General features: G+C 69.3%; 15 protein-coding genes. 9 read left to right on the forward strand and 6 right to left on the reverse strand.

Translation table 11 applies throughout. The annotated features are described in order from the left end of the window. Positions 1–12: 12 nt before the first annotated feature. The 4 genes from RJT50_RS02660 to RJT50_RS02675 form a co-directional block, all read right to left on the reverse strand. Positions 13–1,341, reverse strand: a complete 1,329-nt coding sequence (locus RJT50_RS02660) for a M28 family peptidase (RefSeq protein ID WP_313693841.1) — start codon at positions 1,339–1,341, stop codon at positions 13–15. An 84-nt stretch (positions 1,342–1,425) separates the two neighbouring features. Continuing rightward, complete coding sequence (locus RJT50_RS02665; protein ID WP_313693842.1) at positions 1,426–2,670, reverse strand: ABC transporter substrate-binding protein; 1,245 nt, start codon at positions 2,668–2,670, stop codon at positions 1,426–1,428. A gap of 80 nt (positions 2,671–2,750) precedes the next feature. Beyond that, the gene (locus tag RJT50_RS02670) at positions 2,751–3,794 is read right to left on the reverse strand and encodes a halocyanin domain-containing protein (protein WP_313693843.1); all 1,044 of its coding nucleotides are present in this window, start codon (positions 3,792–3,794) and stop codon (positions 2,751–2,753) included. A gap of 2 nt (positions 3,795–3,796) precedes the next feature. Next, complete coding sequence (locus RJT50_RS02675) at positions 3,797–4,942, reverse strand: multicopper oxidase domain-containing protein (protein WP_313693846.1); 1,146 nt, start codon at positions 4,940–4,942, stop codon at positions 3,797–3,799. Positions 4,943–5,176: 234 nt separating this feature from the next. On the opposite strand from RJT50_RS02675, the gene RJT50_RS02680 reads away from it, so the two are divergent. From RJT50_RS02680 to katG, 7 genes are all read left to right on the forward strand, one after another. Then, the gene (locus RJT50_RS02680) at positions 5,177–6,442 is read left to right on the forward strand and encodes an ABC transporter substrate-binding protein (protein WP_313693847.1); all 1,266 of its coding nucleotides are present in this window, start codon (positions 5,177–5,179) and stop codon (positions 6,440–6,442) included. A gap of 208 nt (positions 6,443–6,650) precedes the next feature. After that, a complete protein-coding gene (locus RJT50_RS02685; protein ID WP_313693848.1) occupies positions 6,651–7,769 on the forward strand; it encodes a class I SAM-dependent methyltransferase in 1,119 nt (372 codons plus the stop codon). A 68-nt stretch (positions 7,770–7,837) separates the two neighbouring features. Next, a complete protein-coding gene (gene pepF, locus RJT50_RS02690) occupies positions 7,838–9,634 on the forward strand; it encodes an oligoendopeptidase F (protein ID WP_313693850.1) in 1,797 nt (598 codons plus the stop codon). A 200-nt stretch (positions 9,635–9,834) separates the two neighbouring features. Next, a complete protein-coding gene (locus RJT50_RS02695) occupies positions 9,835–10,698 on the forward strand; it encodes a S49 family peptidase (protein ID WP_313693852.1) in 864 nt (287 codons plus the stop codon). Further along, positions 10,688–11,659, forward strand: coding sequence for a hypothetical protein (locus RJT50_RS02700; protein ID WP_313693854.1), 972 nt, complete (start codon positions 10,688–10,690; stop codon positions 11,657–11,659). The genes RJT50_RS02695 and RJT50_RS02700 overlap by 11 nt, the downstream gene beginning before the upstream one ends. A 130-nt stretch (positions 11,660–11,789) precedes the next feature. Next, complete coding sequence (gene pan2 / locus RJT50_RS02705) at positions 11,790–13,022, forward strand: proteasome-activating nucleotidase Pan2 (RefSeq protein WP_313693856.1); 1,233 nt, start codon at positions 11,790–11,792, stop codon at positions 13,020–13,022. A gap of 457 nt (positions 13,023–13,479) precedes the next feature. After that, on the forward strand, positions 13,480–15,618 hold the full coding sequence (gene katG / locus RJT50_RS02710) for a catalase/peroxidase HPI (RefSeq protein ID WP_313693858.1): 2,139 nt from the start codon (positions 13,480–13,482) through the stop codon (positions 15,616–15,618). A gap of 126 nt (positions 15,619–15,744) precedes the next feature. Here the strand turns inward: katG and RJT50_RS02715 are convergent, their stop codons facing one another. Next, on the reverse strand, positions 15,745–16,062 hold the full coding sequence (locus RJT50_RS02715; protein ID WP_425499699.1) for a cupin domain-containing protein: 318 nt from the start codon (positions 16,060–16,062) through the stop codon (positions 15,745–15,747). Positions 16,063–16,178: 116 nt separating this feature from the next. On the opposite strand from RJT50_RS02715, the gene RJT50_RS02720 reads away from it, so the two are divergent. Both RJT50_RS02720 and RJT50_RS02725 read left to right on the forward strand, forming a co-directional pair. Further along, the gene (locus tag RJT50_RS02720) at positions 16,179–16,661 is read left to right on the forward strand and encodes a pyruvoyl-dependent arginine decarboxylase (RefSeq protein WP_313693860.1); all 483 of its coding nucleotides are present in this window, start codon (positions 16,179–16,181) and stop codon (positions 16,659–16,661) included. Between the two features lie 66 nt (positions 16,662–16,727). Beyond that, complete coding sequence (locus tag RJT50_RS02725) at positions 16,728–17,108, forward strand: DUF5811 family protein (RefSeq protein ID WP_313693862.1); 381 nt, start codon at positions 16,728–16,730, stop codon at positions 17,106–17,108. 359 nt (positions 17,109–17,467) lie between these two features. Here the strand turns inward: RJT50_RS02725 and infB are convergent, their stop codons facing one another. Beyond that, positions 17,468–19,282, reverse strand: coding sequence for a translation initiation factor IF-2 (infB, locus tag RJT50_RS02730; protein WP_313693864.1), 1,815 nt, complete (start codon positions 19,280–19,282; stop codon positions 17,468–17,470). Between the last annotated feature and the right edge of the window lie 214 nt (positions 19,283–19,496).

A 19,496-nucleotide genomic window follows, 5' to 3' on the forward strand; every position in this document is an offset into this window, starting at 1 on the left:
GGCCGCCCGACTCTACTCCCAGCTCTCGGGCCAGAGCCCGGCGGCCTTCATCCCGGGCTCGAACGCCGCCTCCCTGAACGCCGCCTCCAGGTCGTACTCGTCGAGCGCCGGCACCTCGACGGGCTCGCGGGCGAGTTCCCGCACCAGCAGCGCGGCGAGGATCCCGTGCTCGCGGACGTTCCGGTCGTCCACCTTGTCCCGCGTGTCCGCGTGTGTGTGCCCCCAGCCGCGACCGCGCTCGCCGCTGTCCGAGTGGAGCTGCAGCGCGGGAACACCCCCGCGGACGAACGGCCACTGGTCCGAGAACGGGTGCGGCTCCTCGCGCACCTCGATCGGCTGGCGGGTCCGTTCCTCGATCCGTCGGGCGACGTCGGCGGTCGCCTCGGAGGTGTGGCTCATCGCGACGAGGTCGCGGAACCGCCCCGCGCCGTCGACGTTGACGACTGCCTTCACCGAGTCGAAGTCGGTCTCGGCGGCGAGGTGTTCCGAGCCGAGCAGCCCCGTCTCCTCGCAGCCGACCGCGCCGAACCGGACGCCGACGTCGAGGTCGATCGCGGCCAGGACGCGGGCGGCGACCAGCAGCGTGGCGATCCCGCAGCCGTTGTCGAGCGCGCCCTCCGCGATGTCGTGTGCGTCGTAGTGGGCGAGCAGCAGCACCGACTCGTCCGTGTCCGGGCCGACCCGGCCCAGGACGTTTCGGCTCTCGCCCGGCACGGTCTCCGCCTCGACGCTCAGTTCCACCTCGCCGTCCGCGTCGGCGTACTCCGTGAGCCACGCGCCCGTCTCCTTGCTCACGCCGACCGCCGGGATCGACGCCTCCTCGCCGAACGTCAGCGACCCCGTCGGCGGAAGCTGACCGGGCACGTGGTTGACGAAGACGAACGCCACCGCGCCGGCGTCGGCCGCGTAGCCGTACTTCTCCATCCGGTGGACGAATCGGCCGCCCGAGGGCGTCGTCGTGCTCGCGACCGCGACCTTGCCCTCGACGTCGACCTCGTCGATCTCGGCGGGCGTGCCGTAGCCGACGTCGACCAGTTCGCCCGAAACTTCCCCGGCGGGACTGTACGGCAGCGCGATCGCCTCGAACTCGCGGCCGTCGGGCGAGACGAGGTGCAGGTCCGTCGTGCCGCGTCGCCACTCGTTGACGGCGAAGGGCCGTTCGCGCACCCGATCCAGGCCGGCGTCCTCGAAGGCCTCCGCGACGAGCGCGGCCGCGCGAGCCTCCCCCTCGCTGCCGCCCATCCGGTTCCCGATGGCGGTGAGGTCGGTGAGGAACGCCCAGGGTCGATCGTCGAGCCACGCGCGTCCCACGGCGTCGGCGGTGTCGTCCTCGAGTTCCATATGTACGGGGTCCGTCACCGGCGCAAAAAGTCCGCGGGTGGCGGGGAACCGCGCCGCCGGCACGTCTCGCTCGCGTGACCGGTTTCAGAGCTCGCCGGCGATCGCGTCCGCGACGGCCTCGCGATCGAACAGCCGTTCGCCGGCCGGGATCTCCGGGTACGGCTCGCCGTCGACGTAGCCCGGCCACTCGCCGAACGCGTCGGGATAGAGCTGCTTTGCGGCCATCTCGGTCTGGAACAGGTTGAGGATCGGGCCCTGCCGGCGCGCCCCCTGCGTGTAGACGCGCCCCTCCCGGACGGCCGTGATCTCCCGCGTGACCTCGTCGTCCTCGAGCCCGCTCCTGATCTCGGCGATGTCGTGGTACTCCGTCATCGGGCCGAGCACGAGGAGCACGTCCGGATCCGCCTCCAGCAGCAGTTCGTCGTTCAGCGTGATGTTCCGCCCGTCGTCGCCGTACCCGTCCCCGACGGCGTCGGCGAGCGCGTCGGTCGCGCCCAGCGGCCGGGTGTGTGCGGCGTAGTAGCCGGGGTAGTTCAGCTTGTACCCCCACATGCCGTCGTCGCTCGTCGAGAACAGCACCTGGGCCGCGCTCGGCCGCTCGTCCGCGGGCGGCAGGTTCGACTCGATCTCGCCCATCATCGAGTCCCGGACGGCCGCGAGCGCCTCGTACCGCTCGGTCTCCCGGAACACCTCGGCGACCCTGCCGAAGATCTCCCAGAGGTCGTAGTACTCGTACTCCTCGCCCCACCCCGCCGGCGGGGACTGCCGGGTCCCGCTGAGCGTGTTGCCGAACCACGGCGCGACGTTGCGCTCGATCTCCGCGAGGTCGTCCTCGTCCCACCCGTCCGCGGTGGCGACCTTCGCCGGGTCGGCGAGGTGGACGTCGCTGTCGAGTTCGTACAGCTTCTCCTTGGTCGGCGGCCATGAGGAGTACAGCCCCTCCCAGTCGACCGAGACGCCGTCGAGTCGCTCCAGGAACTTGGTGTACAGCGACTGGGTGTACCCCGGCGCGTGCATCGCGTTGACCGCGTCGCCGCGGCCGAGCGCGAGCACCATGTCGGTGTGGTGGCTGAGGATCGTGAACACGTCCTCGGGGACCGACTCGAACTCGACCTCGCCGGCCGGCGCCATCGTGACCGTGTACGACTCGTCCCCGGCCGCGGTCCCGGTGGCCGTCGCCGTGTCGGTGGCAGTGGCCGGCGAATCGGGCGTCGACCCCGCTCGGTCGCCGGTACAGCCCGCGAACAGTCCGCCGCCGATGACGGTGCCGCCGTACTTTACGCAGTCGCGCCGCGTCGGTGCGCCCTCGTCGTCCGCTTCGGATCCCATGGTTTAGGCTCACCAAAACAGTTGAAATAGGTTCCGGATTTTAGGCGGTCCGAAATCCTTCGCCCGTTCCGACCGCCCGATCAGCGCTCGGACCACCTCCGGGCGCTCCCGTCGGTCACGTTCTCGAAGTGGTACCTGACGCCGAGCGCGACGGGCGCGGCGATCAGGCCGGCGACGCCGACGCCCGCGCCGACGCCCCGCCAGGTCAGTTCCCCGACCGGCCCTTCACCCACGAGGACGACGCCGCGCATCCCGCGGTCGCCGTACGCCGAGCACTCGTACTTCGAGAGGCCGTCGCCCCCGAACTCCACCGCGAACACGCTCCCCTCGCCCCGGCCCTGCTCGCTGGCGTATCCGAGCGTCTCGTCGACGACGTCGTACGGACCCTCGGTGCCGACCCACTCCCAGCGCACGACCGTCCCGGGGTCGACGTGGACGGCGGCGGGTTCGAAGGCGAACTGGCCGCCGTTGCCCGACGCGCCGACCTCGACGGTCACCTCGTCCTCGCCGCGCCGGTCGGCGACCCCGCGGTAGTTGTCGGTGTCGTCGAGCCAGCCGTCGAACGAGCGCATCGGGCCCAGTTGCTCGGGTTCAGGCGTGCTCGTCGGGGTCCCCGCGGGGCTCCCCGTCGAACTGCCGGGGAGCGTGACCTCCACGTCGCCGACGACCAGCGCGCCGCGCATCCCCATCGCCCGGTGGGGGGCACAGGCGTACCGGACGACGCCGGCCGAGGCGGGCGTCCGGACGAACGTCTCGCCCGCCTCGCCGTGGTACTCCGACTCGAAGGACCCGTCGCTCGCGACGACGTTGTGGCTGCCGCCGTTCCCGGTCCACTCCCAGGTCACCTCGGTCCCCGGGTCGACCCGGAGTACGGGCGGGCCAAAGCCCAGCGCGCCGCCGTTCCCGTCCGCGCCGACGGCGACCGTCACGGCGTCCCGACCCCGCTCGTCGACGACCCGCGTCGCGTTGTCGGTCGAGGAGAGCCACTCCGTGAGGTCGACAGGTCCCTCCTGGGCCGCGCTCGCCCGGCGCGGCAGGAGTCCCGCCCCGAGGGCTGCTCCCGCCCCGACCAGTACCGTCCGTCTGGCGTAGCCGCGTCCCGTCCGTCCGGCGTGGTCCGACATGGTCACCCCTCGTAGCCGGCGTAGTCCATGATCTGTCCGAACAGTTCGGTGTCCATCGCCGGCGTGTACACCACCGCCGAGAGCATCCCGCCCGGGTACGAGGAGCCGTTTCGGACGTGGTTCACCTTGTGGCAGTGGATGAGGTAGATGCCGGGGTCCGCGTTCGCCTCGAACTCGATGGTGTACCGTTCGGCGGGCGCGACGTTCACGACGTCCTCGGTCAGTTGCATCGCCTCGGGGATGGGGCTCCCGTCCTTCTCCACGACCCTGAACCGGTGGTTGTGGAGGTGCATCGGGTGGCTGTGGAACCCGGCGTTGACCCAGTGGATCCGAACGGTGTCGCCGGGTTCGACGATGACCGGCGACCCCGTCTCGGGGTTGAACGACGCGGGTGCGGACTTCCCGTTGATGGTGAACGTGTCCATCCGGCGGTCGGTGAGGTCGTAGCTGACGTCCTCGCCGCCGTACTGGCGGGAGAGCCTGCTGTCCCACTCCCTGATCGTCATGAAGTACTCCCGGTCGGCGCGCTCGTACCCCTCCGGTTCGACGCGCATCGTCCCGTACATCCCCATCTCCATGTGCATCGGCGTCTGGTAGTGGCAGTGGTAGAGGTGGGTCCCGGGCGTGTTCGCGGTGAACTCGTAGGTGTGCGTCTCGCCGGGGCCGACGGTGATCCCCGTCGTCGTCGGGACGCCGTCGTTCTCCCACGTCTTCTGGATGCCGTGGACGTGGAACGTGTGGGGCATGTCCATCCCCGTGTTGTCCAGCGTGACGGTGAACTCCGCGCCCTCCTCGACCCGGAGGATCGGACCGGGAACCGAGGGCGTGCCGTCGTCGGCCTGCCAGGCCCAGACGACCGGGAGCGTGATGGGGCCGTTCATCGACTCGCCGGGGTGGACGTGGTGGACCGCCTCGACCGTCTTCAGTGTCACCTCGTAGTCCCGTTCGGCCAGGTCGACGACCTCCGGGCGTCCAGTCGTCGGAAGGTCGCTCGTCGCCGCCCGCCGCCCGTCCGCAGCCACCTCCGAGACCGAGGGCCGTGACGTCGTCACACAGCCCGCGACCGCGGAGAGGCCCGCCGCGCCGGAGGCCGCGAGGAACCGTCGCCGTCCGATGCCGTCGCCGGGTGCGCCGATCTCGCTCGTCATACATGTCGACGTGGGGCCGCGGACGCCAAATGAACACCAGACGGTTCCCGGGAACTGGGAAACGGCATTGAGAGGGAATCTACCTTGCGAAAATCGGCCTTTTCTCCGAATTGGTCCGAGTCCTCTGCCATGATGCCCCCGAGGACGGACACGTTCGGAACGGATGCGGCGGTCCGAATGATTCGGCCGACCTAAATCGGAGGCGTTAACAGTTATTAGGTGGGCCTAAATCACATGGCGAACGACGAAACTGAACACGGGGAACCGACGCGGCGCGACTGCGTGAAGTACGGCGGCGCGGTCGTGGGTGGCGGACTGCTCGCGGGCTGTTCGAGCCAGCCCGGGTCCGGTTCGACGCCGACCCGGACGGACGCAGCGGGCGCGTCGACCGCCACGGAAACGGACACGGAACCGGTCAGTTCGGAGGACGGGAGCTACTCGGTGACGATGTCGCCGGTGGGCGAAGTCGAGTTCGACCAGGTTCCGACGAGTCTGCTGACGTACTATCCGATCTCGGCCGGGACCGCGGTCGCGCTCGGGCACGGCGATTCGATAACCGCCATCGGCTACGACAAGGAGCTGTTCGGAAACACCGTCGATTATTACTACGACAGTCTCGACGGCGTTGCCTTCCAATGGGAGGACCTTGGTCGGGTCACACGAAGCGGCAGCCCCGGTTCGCTCGACAGGGAGCTGTTTTACGAACTGGACAGCGACGTGCACTTTCTCGATCCGGCGCTCCTCCGGAGTAGTTCGTTCGGCTGGAGTCAGCGGGAGGTCGAGTCGATCGCGTCGGACGTCGGCCCGTGGTTCGGGAACTACTACAGCCGAACGAACGGCCAGCCGCCGGAGGCGTATCGCGAGCAGTACGAGTACTACTCCCTCTGGGAGTACATCGGCAACATCGCGGCAGTGCTCCGTGAGGAAGAGCGGTATCGGGCGCTGAAGGGGCTCCGTGACAACGTGGTCGATCGGATTCGGGCGGACCTCCCGCCCGAATCCGAACGGCCGTCGCTCGCGGTCGTCGCGTACACCGGCGGGACGTTCTGGCCGTACGACTTCACGCAGGACGGCTACCTCTGGGAGCACGTCCGCCCGTTCGGCGTGAAGAACGCGCTCTCGGAAACTGCAGGTGGGCCCGGTGACGACGGGTCCTACGATTACGAGGGGCTGATCGAAGCCCAGCCGGACGTCGTCGTGCGCTACTGGGGGACGGCGCTGGGGGAGTCGTTCATCGAAAACAGATCGACGGTCCTGAACGACCCCCTCGCGGAGGAGGTGCCGGCGTTCCGGAACGGGCGCTACCACGCGTCAGGACACGGCATGCAGGGGCCGGTCATGAACCTCTTCCAGCTGGAGATGACCGCCAAGCAGCTGTTCCCCGAGCGGTTCGGCGAGTGGCCGGGGTTCGGTGCCGGGGAGTCCTATCCGGATATCCCCGCCGAGGAACAGTTGTTCGACCGCGAGGCCGTCGCGGACATCATCACCGGCGACGGATAGCTGGACGGAACAGCGCTTGCGCGAGCGTTCCACGCTCTGCTCAGTTCACGAGTTCGGGGCCCGATTCGAATGGACGCCTCTGTACGCTCCGCCAACACTGTGGGCAGGAGTATCCGATTTCCTATTGCAGCATAGGATTTACAGGTTGGACTTATGCGTCGTCCGGTCGTATCCCTCGCATGACCGAATCCGGCACGGAGGACCGCTAATGCCCATCAAACCCGGACTCGTCGACCGGATCGCGCTCCGTGCGAACCTCGCGCCCGCCGCGATGACCGACTTCTACGGCGGGGTGGCGCTCCACGCCGCTGTCACGGCCATGGACCTGGGGCTGTTCGAGGAACTGGCCGAACCGCGCTCCGCCCGGGAACTCGCGGCCGACCTCGACTGCGACGAGCGCGGGATCGAGTCGCTCGCGAACCTGCTGGTCGAAACCGGCTACCTCGGGCGGGATGGCGTGCTCTACTACACGACCAACCGGACCCGGAAGTGGCTCACCGACGCGAACGGGACGAACCTGGGCCCGTGGCTCTGGTTCTGGGTCGACGTCGTCCTGCCGTACTGGCGCGACCACGTCGACGCCGCGGTGCGGACCGGCGACCCCGGCGAGACCATCTACGACTGGCTGGGCGAGGATGAGGCGGGGTGGGAACGGACCCAGGAGGGGTTCCGCGCGGCGGCGACGCTGCTGGTCGACCCCGTCTCGGACGCGCTGGGCGACGTCTCGGAGCTGCGAGTGCTCGATCTGGGCGGCGGCCACGGCGCCTACGCGGTGGGACTCGCGCGGCGGGGGGCCGACGTGACGCTGTTCGACAGGCCGGACGCGCTCGGCGTCGCATCCGAGACGGTCGCGGGCGAGCCGGCGGCCGTGCGCGACCGGGTGACGCTCAGCGGCGGCGACTACATGACCGACGACCTCGGCGATCTCGACGGCGACGATGGCGACGATGGCGACGATGGCGACGACGGCGGCGACGGCGACTACGGTGACGAGGGGAGATACGACCTCGTCCTGCTGTTCAACGTGCTCCACGCCCACGACCCCGACGAGTGTGAACGCCTGCTCGGCCGCGCGGCCGACTCGCTGTCACCCGGCGGGCGGATCGCCGTCCTCGACCAGTTCGCGGACGACGGCCCGACGCGACTCGCGGACGTCGGCATCGCCGTCGTGGACCTGGCGTACCTCGTGACGCTGGGCGGTCGGACCCACGAAACCGGGGCCGTCCGGCGGTGGCTCGCGTCGGCCGGCTGTCGGGTGACGGATTCCGAGACGTTCCGGCGCGCGCCCGGCGTCCGCCTGCTCGTGGCCGAGAACCGGCAGCAGTGACCGGGAATCGGAACCCCCGTTCGGCCGGGTTTGACAAGACTTAGGGCCGAGGACGGGTAGCTTCGGCCATGAGTTCGGTTCCCGAGCGGTCCGAAATCGACGAGGAGTACACGTGGAGCATCGGCTCCATCTACGCCTCCGACGACGAGTGGGAGGCGGCCTACCAGGCGGCCGAGGAGTCGGTCGAGGACGTGGCGGCCTACGAGGGTCGGGCGACCGAGAGAGCGGCGACGCTCCGCGAACTGCTCGAGACGTACGAGTCCGTGATGCGCGAGGTGTCGAAGGTGGTCCAGTACGCGAACCTCCGGTCGAACGAGGACACGCGCGACCAGGAGTATCAGGCGATGGCCGCGAAGGCGTCCTCGCTCTCCTCCGAGGCGTCGAGCGCGGCCAGCTTCATCGAGCCGGAACTGCAGGAGCTCTCCCGGGACGACATCGCCGAGTTCGTCGACGAGGAGCCGGCGCTCGCCGAGTACGAGCACTACTTCGACGACGTGTTGCGGACGAAGCCGCACACGCGCTCGGCCGAGGTCGAGGAGCTGCTTGCGGAGCTCTCGGAGGTCACAGACGCTCCGGGCGAGACGTACTCGATGCTCACGAACGCGGACATGACGTTCCCGACCGTCGAAGGGCCCGACGGCGACGAGATCGAGATCTCGCAGGGCAACTTCACCACGCTCCTCCAGAAGCCCGACAGGGAGTTCCGCCAGCGCGTCCACGAGTCGTTCTTCGAGGAGTGGGCGACCGTGCGCAACGCCGTCGGCACGACGCTCTCGAAGTCGGTAAAGACGGACGTGAAGATGGCCGAGGCGCGCGACTACGAGACCGCCCGCGCGGCGGCGCTCGACGGCACGAACGTGCCGGTCGAGGTGTACGACACGCTCGTCGACACCGTCCGTGACAACCTCGACTCGCTCCAGCGCCACGCCGACCTGAAGCGCCGCGCGCTCGACGTCGACGACCTGGAGATGTGGGACCTCTACATGTCCCTGACGGGCGACGAGGGGCCGGAAATCCCGTACGAGCGGGCGAAGGAACTCGTCGTCGAGGCGGTCGAACCGCTCGGCGAGCCGTACCAGGAGCGGATGGCCGAGGGGCTCGAGTCGCGCTGGGTCGACGTGTACGAGAATCGGGGGAAGCGCTCCGGGGCGTACTCGGCCGGAACCTACGACACCCAGCCGTACATTTTGATGAACTACCAGGACGACGTCTCCTCGATGTTCACGCTGGCCCACGAACTGGGTCACTCGATGCACTCGGAGCTCGCCAAGGAGGCCCAGCCGTGGCAGTACGCGAGCTACGAGATCTTCGTCGCGGAGGTCGCCTCCACCGTGAACGAGACGCTGCTCACGGAGCACCTGCTGGAGAACGCCGAGAGCGAGGAGCTGCGTGCCCACGCGCTCGACCAGTACCTCGAACGGTTCCGCTCGACGCTGTTCCGCCAGACGATGTTCGCGGCGTTCGAGCAGGCGATCCACGAGCACGCCGAGGCCGGGCAGCCGCTCACGCCCGACGTCCTCGACGAGCTGTACGGCGACCTGAAGGGCGAGTTCTACGCGAACGCGGTCGTCGACGAGCACATCCCCCGCGAGTGGATGCGCATCCCGCACTTCTACTACAACTTCTACGTCTACCAGTACTCGACGGGCATCTCGGCGGCGGCGGCCATCGTCGACCGCATCCGCGAGGAGGGCGACCCGACGGCCGCCGAGTACCGCGCCGCGCTCGAAGCCGGCGGCGCCGAGTACCCCATCGACGTGCTCGAGATGGCGGGCATCGACATGACCTCGCCCGAGCCGGTCGAGTCGGCCATCGGCGTCTACGACGAGTTCCTCGGGCGGGCCGAGGAGCTGCTCGATCTGTAGGAACCGGGACGGCGCGGCCCGGACTCGACCACCGTCAGGATTCGTTATCGGGCCGGATTCGACCACTGCCCGGGTTCGCCACCGGTGGGATTCGCCCCCCGCGACGGGGTCGACTCCGTGTGGTGTGTGAACGTCACACGAGATATTATCGCGCGTCTTCCGGGTGAATTAAGGGACGACTCCCTGACGATTCGGACGCAATGTTCGACAACTCGGGCCCGTCGAGCAGGACCGCGATCCTGCTCGTCGTGGCCGCTGCCCTCCTCACGAGCGCCGCGCTCGCGCCGATGGCCTACGAGGCCAGCGGTGGGCCGGAGGGATCTGTCATGGTCGTCTCCATCGGCAGTTCCATCTCCGCCTCGTCGGTCGACGAGGCCGTCGCCCACCTGCGTGACGCGCGGACGAACGACTCGGTGGAGGCAGTCGTCCTGAAGGTGGACAGCCCGGGCGGGTCGGCCGCCCAGAGTGAACGACTGTACATGGCCGTCGAGCGCACGGCCGCACGAATGCCCGTCGTCTCCAGCGTCCAGGGGATGGCCGCTTCCGGCGGGTACTACGCCGTCGCGCCCACCGACCGCATCTACAGCCTCCCCGCCGCCGAGGTCGGCTCGGTCGGCGTGATCGCCACGGCCCCCGCCGACACCCCCTCGAGTTACATCAAGAGCGGTCCGGACAAGTCGGCCGGGCGTGCCGACCAGACCCGCCGCGAGGTCGAGGAGCTCCAGGCGGCGTTCGTCGGGAGCGTCATGAAGCACCGCGAACTGAATATGACGCGCACCGAACTCGAGCACGCGAAGACGTACATCGGGATGCGCGCCGTGGAGAACGGCCTCGTCGACGAGATCGGCACGACCGCCGACGCCGTCGACTACGCCGCGAGCGAGGCCGGTCTCGACAGCTACGACGTCGTCCGCCGCGACGCGACCCCGAGCACGGGGCTCCTCTTGCTCCAGGAGAACGCCAACGGGACGGTCGTCCTCTCGGCCGACACCGACTCCCCGTACCGCTACTACATGACGGTCGGCGAACCCGCCGACGAGGTGGTGATCTACGATGCCAGCTAACCCCGCACGACTCGTCGGGACGTTCCTGCTCGTCGTCGTCGTCGTCGTCGGCGGCGCGGCGGCCGTCCCGCTCGTGTCGACCCAGCAGACCCCCGACCCGGCACAGCTCGACAACCCGCAGTTCCAGCCCGACGAGTCCCTGATCGAGGACGCGGCCGAGGAGGGAACCGTCGAGATGGAGTCTGACGCCGAGCCGAAGACGGTGCTCGTCGACGCGGGGCACGGAGCCGCACCGTCGGCATCCGAGCTCGATCCGCTCGCCTCGGCGCTCGTCGCCAACGGCCACACGGTCGAGTTCTACGACCCGCAGGCCGAGCCGCGCGTCACGCTGAACGAGTCGCTGCGCGGCGCCGACGCGTTCCTCACCGTCGCGCCGTCGGCCCGCTACAGCGACGCCGAACTCGCCGGAATCGCGGCGTTCACCGACGCCGGCGGCCGGCTCGCGGTGCTGTCCGACCCCGCAGGCGGCTCCTCGGCCTCCAGCGTCCTGGGCGGGCTGCTCGGCGTCTCGGCCGGCGCGTCCGGCCCCGCGACCACGGGGCTCTCCTCGCAGTACGGCATGGAGTTCCAGTCCGGGTCACTCTACGAGATGGACTCCGAGCGCAACTACGCGGCCGTCTCGGCCACCGGTGCCGACGGCTCGCTGGGCGCGGGCGTCGAGAACGCCGTCCTGCGCGACGCCGCGCCGGTCGTCACGAGCGACTCGGCCACGGTTGCGCTGACCAGTACCGAGGGAACCACCCGTTCGACCACGCGCCGCGAGGGCAGCTACGCCGTCGCGGCACAGCAGGGGAACGCCGTGATCATCGGCGACACGGACTTCATGACCCCCGACGACGCCTACCGCGGGGACAACGAGGTCCTGATCGGCAACCTCGCTGACTTCCTGGTTTCGGGCGAGAAGTCGCCCGAGGACGCACCGACGACGTCCTCGCCGGGCGGCCCCGCGGGCGGGGTCTGAGCCGGTCAACGCCCGATCCGTTCATTTTTCGACCGTCGAGTGCCGATCCCGTCGGTTCGCCAACCCGCCGAGGCGAACGCTCCCGCGACCCAAAGCCACATTAATGCCGCAGTCGAAAACCCGGGCAAGAATGTCTCGGAGCCCGTCCCTTCCAGACCGCCCTCGCCTCGATCTCGATCCGGACATGAGCGAGGCCGAACGGCTGGAGGCCCTGCGCCAGCACTTCGAGCGGCTCGTGCAGGTGAACGACGAACTGGACGACCGCCTCGAACGGGCGGAGTCCCGCGGCGGCGACCTCCAGGGCGAGGTCGACGAACTGAAGCGGCGAAACGAGGCGCTGAAGACGTCGTCGCTGTACGTCGCCACCGTCGAGGAGATCACCGACGACGGCGCGGTCATCAAGCAGCACGGCAACAACCAGGAGGTGCTGACCGAGGTGTCCTCGCGGCTGGCCGACGACCTGGAGGCCGGCGACCGTGTCGCGATCAACGACTCGTTCAGCGTCCAGACGGTGCTGGACGACGAGACCGACGCGCGGGCCCAGGCGATGGAGGTCGACGCCTCGCCGGCGGTCGACTACGCCGACATCGGCGGCATCGACGACCAGGTGCGCGAGGTGCGCGAGGCCGTCGAGGCCCCGCTGGTGAACGCCGAACAGTTCGAGTCGGTCGGCGTCGAACCGCCGAGCGGCGTCCTGCTCCACGGGCCGCCAGGCACCGGGAAGACGATGCTGGCGAAGGCGGTCGCGAACGAGACGGACGCGACGTTCATCAAGATGGCCGGCTCCGAACTCGTCCGGAAGTTCATCGGCGAGGGCGCGCGGCTGGTCCGGGACCTGTTCGACCTGGCCTCGGAGCGCGAACCGGCGGTCATCTTCATCGACGAGATCGACGCCGTCGCCGCGAAGCGGACGGACTCGAAGACGTCGGGCGACGCGGAGGTCCAGCGGACGATGATGCAGTTGCTCTCGGAGATGGACGGCTTCGACGAGCGCGGCGAGATTCGCATCATCGCCGCCACCAACCGCTTCGACATGCTGGACGAGGCGATCCTCCGGCCCGGCCGATTCGATCGGCTCATCGAGGTGCCAAAGCCCGAGATCGAGGGCCGTGAGCGCGTCCTCGACATCCACACCGACGACATGAGCGTCGCCGCCGACGTCGACTTCCACGGTCTCGCCGGCGATCTGGAGGGCTACTCCGGCGCGGACATCGCCGCGCTGTGCACCGAGGCGGGGATGTTCGCCATCCGCGACGACCGGACGACGGTGACCCACGGGGACTTCGAGTCCGCCCGCGAGAAGGTGGAGGCCGACGACGAGGGGGCGGTGACGAGCGACGGGTTCGGCGCGTACCAGTACTGAACGCAGGGTTGCGGCTCCCCACCGACGGGTCCCGTCGGTCGCGGGCGGCTTCCGCGGACCGGGACGCCGTCCGCGTTCGAACTCCATCCGCCGATCAGCCGCGTTCGAACTCCGTCCGGCGATGCTCGCTGCAGTTCCGGAAGCGGAACCCGTGCTTTTGCTCGGCGGCCCTTCGAACCGCATCTCGGCCGTCGTCCGCCGCGGTTCGAGCGCGACGGGTGGGTACATCCCCGAGAGCGGAACGAACGGCGGGTGTCATCGCCGTCGCAGCGACGACGTTCACGGCGCGCTCGATCAGGAACTCGTCGCTGACGGTGCGGGACGGGCGTGCAGCCGACCGGCGAGGGGGCCCGTTCGCCCACGAAACTTGATTAATGGGAAAGATTGCTTGGGGTGTAGCGAATAGTTCACACCGGATTAGAAACTCATTAATACGGAAAGCAGTAACAATTCGGTGATGACTGGGTCCGATCAGGGCTGGTGGCCGAATCAGTTGAAACTGGATATCCTCGATCAGAACGCTCGCCGGACCGATCCGATGGGCGAGGAGTTCGACTACGCCGAGGCGTTCGAGACGCTCGACCTCGACGAGGTGAAGGCGGACATCGAGGACGTAATGACGACCTCCCAGGAGTGGTGGCCGGCCGACTACGGCCACTACGGGCCGATGTTCATTCGGATGGCCTGGCACAGCGCGGGCACCTACCGGACCGTCGACGGCCGCGGCGGCGCGTCCGGCGGCAGACAGCGCTTCGCGCCGCTCAACAGCTGGCCGGACAACGTGAACCTCGACAAGGCGCGCCGACTGCTCTGGCCGGTCAAGCGGAAGTACGGCCGCAAGCTCTCCTGGGCCGACCTGCTCGTGCTGACCGGGAACGTCGCCCTGGAGTCGATGGGGTTCGAGACGTTCGGCTTCGCCGGCGGGCGCGAGGACGCCTTCGAGCCCGACGAGGCCGTCGACTGGGGGCCCGAGGGCGAGTGGGAAGCGTCCGACCGCTTCGACGAGGACGGCGAGCTCTCGGAGCCGCTCGGCGCGACCGTGATGGGGCTCATCTACGTGAATCCGGAGGGTCCCGACGGCGAACCGGACACCGAAGGGTCGGCCGAGAACATCCGACAGGCGTTCAGCCGGATGGCGATGGACGACAAGGAGACGGCCGCGCTCATCGCCGGCGGCCACACGTTCGGGAAGGTCCACGGCGCGGATTCGGGCGACAACCTCGGGCCCGAACCCGAGGCGGCCCCCATCGAGAAGCAGGGGCTCGGCTGGGAGAACGAACACGGGTCGGGCAAGGGTTCCGACACGATCACCAGCGGCATCGAGGGCCCCTGGACGGAGTCGCCGATCTCGTGGGACATGGGCTACGTCGACAACCTGCTCGACCACGAGTGGGAAGCCCACAAGGGGCCCGGCGGCGCGTGGCAGTGGCGCCCCGTCGGCGACGAACTGGAGCGGACCGTGCCGGACGTCGAGGGTGCCCCCGATTCGATCACACCGATGATGCTGACGACGGACGTCGCCCTGAAGAAGGACGACGAGTTCCGCGCGATCCTGGAGGAGTTCCGGGAGGACCCGGCCGAGTTCCGCGACGCCTTCGCGAGGGCCTGGTACAAGCTGATCCACCGCGACATGGGCCCGCCCGAGCGGTTCCTCGGCCCGGAGGTCCCCGACGAGGAGATGCTGTGGCAGGACCCGGTCCCCGACGCCGACCACGACCTCGTCGACGAGGCGGACGTCGCCGAACTGAAACGGGCGCTCCTCGACTCGGAGCTCTCCGTCCCCGAACTGGTCAAGACGGCATGGGCGGCGGCGTCGACGTACCGCGACAGCGACAAGCGCGGCGGCGCGAACGGGGCCCGCATCCGCCTCGACCCCCAGCGAAACTGGGAGGTGAACGAGCCGGAGCAGCTCGCGACCGTGCTGGAGACCCTGGAGGGGATCCGCGAGGAGTTCAACGGGTCGCGCGCGGACGGGACGAAGGTGTCGCTCGCGGACCTGATCGTGCTTGGCGGCAACGCGGCAGTCGAGCGGGCGGCCGCTGACGCGGGGTACGACGTTGAGGTGCCCTTCGAACCGGGCCGGACGGACGCCACGCCCGAGCAGACGGACGTCGAGTCGTTCGAGGCGCTCAAGCCGCGTGCCGACGGGTTCCGGAACTACCTCGGGGACGAGGCCGACCAGTCGGCCGAGGAGCTGCTGGTCGACAAGTCGGAGCTGCTGAACCTGACGGCCCACGAGATGACGGTGCTGGTCGGCGGCATGCGGGCGCTCGGTGCGACCTACGGTGACGCCGACCACGGCGTCTTCACCGACCGGCCGGGCACGCTGACCAACGACTTCTTCGTGAACCTCCTCGGCCAGGACACGGAGTGGGAGGCGGTCGCGGACTCGGAGAACGTGTTCGAGGGCTACGACCGCGAGACGGGCGAGCTCGAGTGGACGGCGACCCGCGCGGACCTCATCTTCGGGTCCCACGCCCGGCTCCGGGCCGTCGCGGAAGTGTACGGAAGCGACGACGCGGAGCGGAAGTTCGTCGAGGACTTCGCGGACACGTGGCACGACGTGATGACCCTCGACCGCTTCGACCTCGAGTGAGCTGAGCCGAGGGCGGCGTGGTCGGCCGGGCGACCCGTTTTTCACCGACGAACGTCAGGCCGCTCGATCCCTTCGGCCGCTCGGTCGTGTCGACCGCTCGATCGCTCCTGTCCGTCCCCCGATTCCCTACGGTGCGCCGACGACGACCATCCGGCTCGGCTCCGCGAACTCGTAGTTCCGGGTGGCCGCGGGCGACACGCGGACCGCGTCCCCGACGTCGAGCGGGAGGGCCTCGCCGTCGACCGTGATGGTTCCCGAGCCCTCCAGCAGGAGGTACACCTCCTCCTGTCCGCCGTCCGCGTGGTCGTGTTCCATCCCGGTCCACTCGGAGTCGCCCTCGACGACCGTGATGCCGAGCGAGTCACAGTCCAGCGCGTCCCGGAGGAAGTGCATGCCGGGCGCTTTCGGTTCGACGTCGCCGTAGTTCTCCTTCGAGTATGCCACGTCGGAGGGTGGGCGGAGCGGGCCAAAAGCGTTCGGCCGGGCCGCCGTCGGAACGAGTCCGCCGTCGGAGCGCCCGGCTTCGATACGCACTTCACCCGCCGCCCGCTGGTTCGGATATGGAGATCCACGTCGCCGGCGGCAGCGGGCGGGGCCCGACCGCCATGGCGGCTTACGACGCCGCGCTCGCGGACGCGAACCTCCACAACTACAACCTCGTGACGGTGTCCTCCGTCGTCCCCGCGGACGCCACGGTGCGGGCCGTCGAGGCGGTGCCGGACCTCGGCCCCGCGGGGAACCGCCTGACCGTCGTGCAGGCCCGCGCGGCCGCCACCCCGGCGGACGCACGCGAGACCGAGGAGGTCGTCGCCGGACTCGGCTGGGCGACCGGCCCCGGCCCGGGGCTGTTCTATGAGGCCGACGGCACGGATCCCGAGTCGGTCCGGACCACGGTCGAGGAGGGGCTTCGAGCGGGCGCGGCCCTCCGGGACTGGTCAATCGTGGACGAGCACACGCTGGTCGAGCGCGCCGACACCAGCGAGGACGCCTACACCTCCGCGGTCGTCCTCGCGGCCTACGGCGAGAGCGAGCCCATCGCGTGAGGGGACTCCGCTTGCGGCCGCCGACGGCTTTATACACGCCACACGCCAATCCCGCCTACATCCTCAATGAACGGCAACAACCCGTACGCGGGGGCCCCTGGCGTCGTCGATGCCGGTCGACCGGAGGAGGTCGACCTCTCGATCGAGCAGAAGGACGCGCTGAGACGGGCGGTCGCCGGCATCGTCTCCCGGACCGAATCGTACCTCCCCGACGGCTACGCCGTCGGCTCGGAACTCTCCTACGGGACGGAGGGTCCCCAGGCAACCGTCGCGGTCCGGCCGCCCGTGGGCCACGCCGTCAGCGCCGGCTTCACGCCCGATCTGGACGACCTGGAGGCCGGACTCGACGAGACCGACCACGGCGAGGTTGCCCGTGGGCTCGCTGCGAGTGCCGCGGCGCAGGTGATGAACGCCGTCGGCGACGACATCGAACCGACGGCTCGCTAGGGGCGACTTTCGGATTGCGACTCGTCGAGTACCGTTTCGTGGTTTTCTCGTGGTTATTCGTCGGTTTTGCGTAATGAAGTGGCTGAATAGGGGTCTCAACCGTCGGCTCTTCCGTTGATCCGGTCGTCTTACGAGCCACTACGGCTGTCGTCCCCGTCAGTTTAGTCGTCGCTTCGACCGCCTCGAAAGCCCCCGGCTGGCTCCGCTCCCGCGAACCACGCTGCGCTCCTCGGTTCACTCGCTGCGCTCGTTCACCTGCGGTGCTCGTCCCTCGCGCGCGTCGACTCACCCCACGAGGGGGTTCGCGTCACGCGCGCCATCCGGCTGGGTCCCGGTCGACCCGACGAAAAATCGTCCCTCTACTTGCCCCAGAACGGATCCGACTTCCGGCGCGCGTTCAGGTAGGCGTTCAGCGCCTCCAGTTCGTCGGCTGGGATGTCCTCCGAGAGCTCCTGTTCGAGGATCTTCGCGTGCTTCTCGGGCAGTTCGATCCACAGTTCGTCGCCCTCCTCGATCTGTCTGCCCACCGTCGGCCCGTCGATGGCGATCGAGACGCGCTCGCCCGCTCGGGCCTCGTCCACGTCGTCGCCCTGGTGCTGGATGCCGGAAAGCTGGCCGACGCGCTTCGGGTCGTTCCCCTCGAACTTCGCCACGTGGCGGTTGTTCTGCACGGTTCCCGAGACCACCTCGACGCCGACGACCGCGGGGTCGTTCTGCCGGAACGTGTGGTCCTCCAGGATTCGGAAGCGGGCGGGGCGGACGATGCGGTCGAGCACGGTCTCCTGCTGGGCGCGCTCCAGTTCGTCGACGTACTCCTCGTACTCCTCCACGAGCTGATAGATCACGTCGTCGGTGAACAGTTTCACCTCGCTCTCCTCCAGTTCGCGCTCAGCGTTCGAGAGGACGTCCACGTTGAACCCGAGGACGACCCGGTTCGTCTCCTCGTTCGCGGTCTCGGCGACCGCGACGTCCCGCGGCGCGACGTCGCCGACCTCGGCCCGGAGGATCGGGATCTCGGCCTCGTCCAGCGCGTTCGCCATCGCCTCCAGGCTCCCGAGCGTGTCGGCCTTGACGACGACGCCGTCCTCGGCGGTCTCGACTTCGATCCGGGCCAGTTCCTCGCGCACCTCCGCGAGAACCTCCGCCTCGGGCCGGTCGCGGACGACCCGCACCGGCGCGCCCGCCATCGCCTCGTCGAGGTCCGGCGCGGCGATCTTCACCCCGGCCGCGGCCGAGACCGACTCGACCGTCTCGAACCGCTTTTCGGTCCGGATCTCGGCGTTCGGCCGCGGCTGGAGGAGCGCCCGAACCTCCGTGACGATGGGCTCGTTCTGCCCGCCGACGACGATGGTGTCGCCCGTCCGGATGACGCCGTCGTACAGCACGACGTCCAGCGTCGCGCCGAACCCGCGTTCCTCCTTCACCTCGAGCACCGTCCCCTTCCCTGGGCCGGTCGCGTCCACCGACATCTCCGATTTCAGGTAGCGCTGTGAGAGCCCCATCAGGACGGTCAGCAGGTCCGGAATCCCCTCGCTCGTGAGCGCCGAGAGCGGGACGACGCCGATGTTCGCCTGGAAGTCCTGGACGCGCCAGTAGAAGTCCGCCGAGAAGCCGGCGTCCGAGAGGTCGCCGATGAGTTCGTAGAGGTTCTCGTTCAGCCGCGACTCCGCGCGGTCAGACTGGGCCTCCAGCGACCGCTGGATCGGCTCGCCCTCCTGCGGGTTCCACCCCGGCGTCGTGTCCACCTTGTTGGCGGCGACGACGAACGGCGTGCCCGTCCGCTTCAGGATGTCGATGGCTTCGACCGTCTGTGGCTGGAACCCGTCGTTCACGTCGACGACGAGCACCGCGATGTCCGCGAGCGCGCCGCCGCGGGCCCGGAGCGTCGAGAAGGAGTGGTGGCCCGGCGTGTCGATGAACAGCAGGCCCGGCAGGTCGAAGTCCGACGGGTCGACGAGCGCGCCGGCCATCTCCGAGACGGTTTCGAGCGGGACGGCGGTCGCGCCGATGTGCTGGGTGATCGCTCCGGCCTCGCCCTCCTGGACTGCCGAGCCGCGGATGCGGTCGAGCAGCGTCGTCTTCCCGTGGTCGACGTGGCCCAGCACGGCGACGATGGGCGTGCGGAGGGCGTCGGCGTCCTCGTCCGTGGTCGTGTCGGCGTTAGTGTCTGACATGGCGAAATCCCCGAAGAACGGTCCTTGTCACCCTTCGTCCGGGCGGAGCCCTAAGCGCTTCGACTCGGCGGGGCCGCCGCTTCCGACCGACTGCTCTCCGATTCGACTCGCAGTCGGGTGGTTTCGGACACGCTCCGGGCCGGCATCGCTCCGGTGGCCGGGACCCGTGCGCCTCGCGTCAGACGTTGGCGTGGCGTTTATTGCGCCGCACCGA

Source organism: Halobaculum sp. XH14, from assembly GCF_032116555.1.
In the GTDB taxonomy this organism is placed as follows: domain Archaea; phylum Halobacteriota; class Halobacteria; order Halobacteriales; family Haloferacaceae; genus Halorarum; species Halorarum halobium.

Bases quoted from the DNA above. Each gene is read 5' to 3' on its own strand.
- RJT50_RS02660 (WP_313693841.1), bottom strand. From the start codon at position 1,341: ATGGAACTCGAGGACGACACCGCCGACGCCGTGGGACGCGCGTGGCTC.
- RJT50_RS02665 (WP_313693842.1), bottom strand. From the start codon at position 2,670: ATGGGATCCGAAGCGGACGACGAGGGCGCACCGACGCGGCGCGACTGC.
- RJT50_RS02670 (WP_313693843.1), bottom strand. From the start codon at position 3,794: ATGTCGGACCACGCCGGACGGACGGGACGCGGCTACGCCAGACGGACG.
- RJT50_RS02675 (WP_313693846.1), bottom strand. From the start codon at position 4,942: ATGACGAGCGAGATCGGCGCACCCGGCGACGGCATCGGACGGCGACGG.
- RJT50_RS02680 (WP_313693847.1), top strand. From the start codon at position 5,177: ATGGCGAACGACGAAACTGAACACGGGGAACCGACGCGGCGCGACTGC.
- RJT50_RS02685 (WP_313693848.1), top strand. From the start codon at position 6,651: ATGCCCATCAAACCCGGACTCGTCGACCGGATCGCGCTCCGTGCGAAC.
- pepF (WP_313693850.1), top strand. From the start codon at position 7,838: ATGAGTTCGGTTCCCGAGCGGTCCGAAATCGACGAGGAGTACACGTGG.
- RJT50_RS02695 (WP_313693852.1), top strand. From the start codon at position 9,835: ATGTTCGACAACTCGGGCCCGTCGAGCAGGACCGCGATCCTGCTCGTC.
- RJT50_RS02700 (WP_313693854.1), top strand. From the start codon at position 10,688: ATGCCAGCTAACCCCGCACGACTCGTCGGGACGTTCCTGCTCGTCGTC.
- pan2 (WP_313693856.1), top strand. From the start codon at position 11,790: ATGTCTCGGAGCCCGTCCCTTCCAGACCGCCCTCGCCTCGATCTCGAT.
- katG (WP_313693858.1), top strand. From the start codon at position 13,480: ATGACTGGGTCCGATCAGGGCTGGTGGCCGAATCAGTTGAAACTGGAT.
- RJT50_RS02720 (WP_313693860.1), top strand. From the start codon at position 16,179: ATGGAGATCCACGTCGCCGGCGGCAGCGGGCGGGGCCCGACCGCCATG.
- RJT50_RS02725 (WP_313693862.1), top strand. From the start codon at position 16,728: ATGAACGGCAACAACCCGTACGCGGGGGCCCCTGGCGTCGTCGATGCC.
- infB (WP_313693864.1), bottom strand. From the start codon at position 19,282: ATGTCAGACACTAACGCCGACACGACCACGGACGAGGACGCCGACGCC.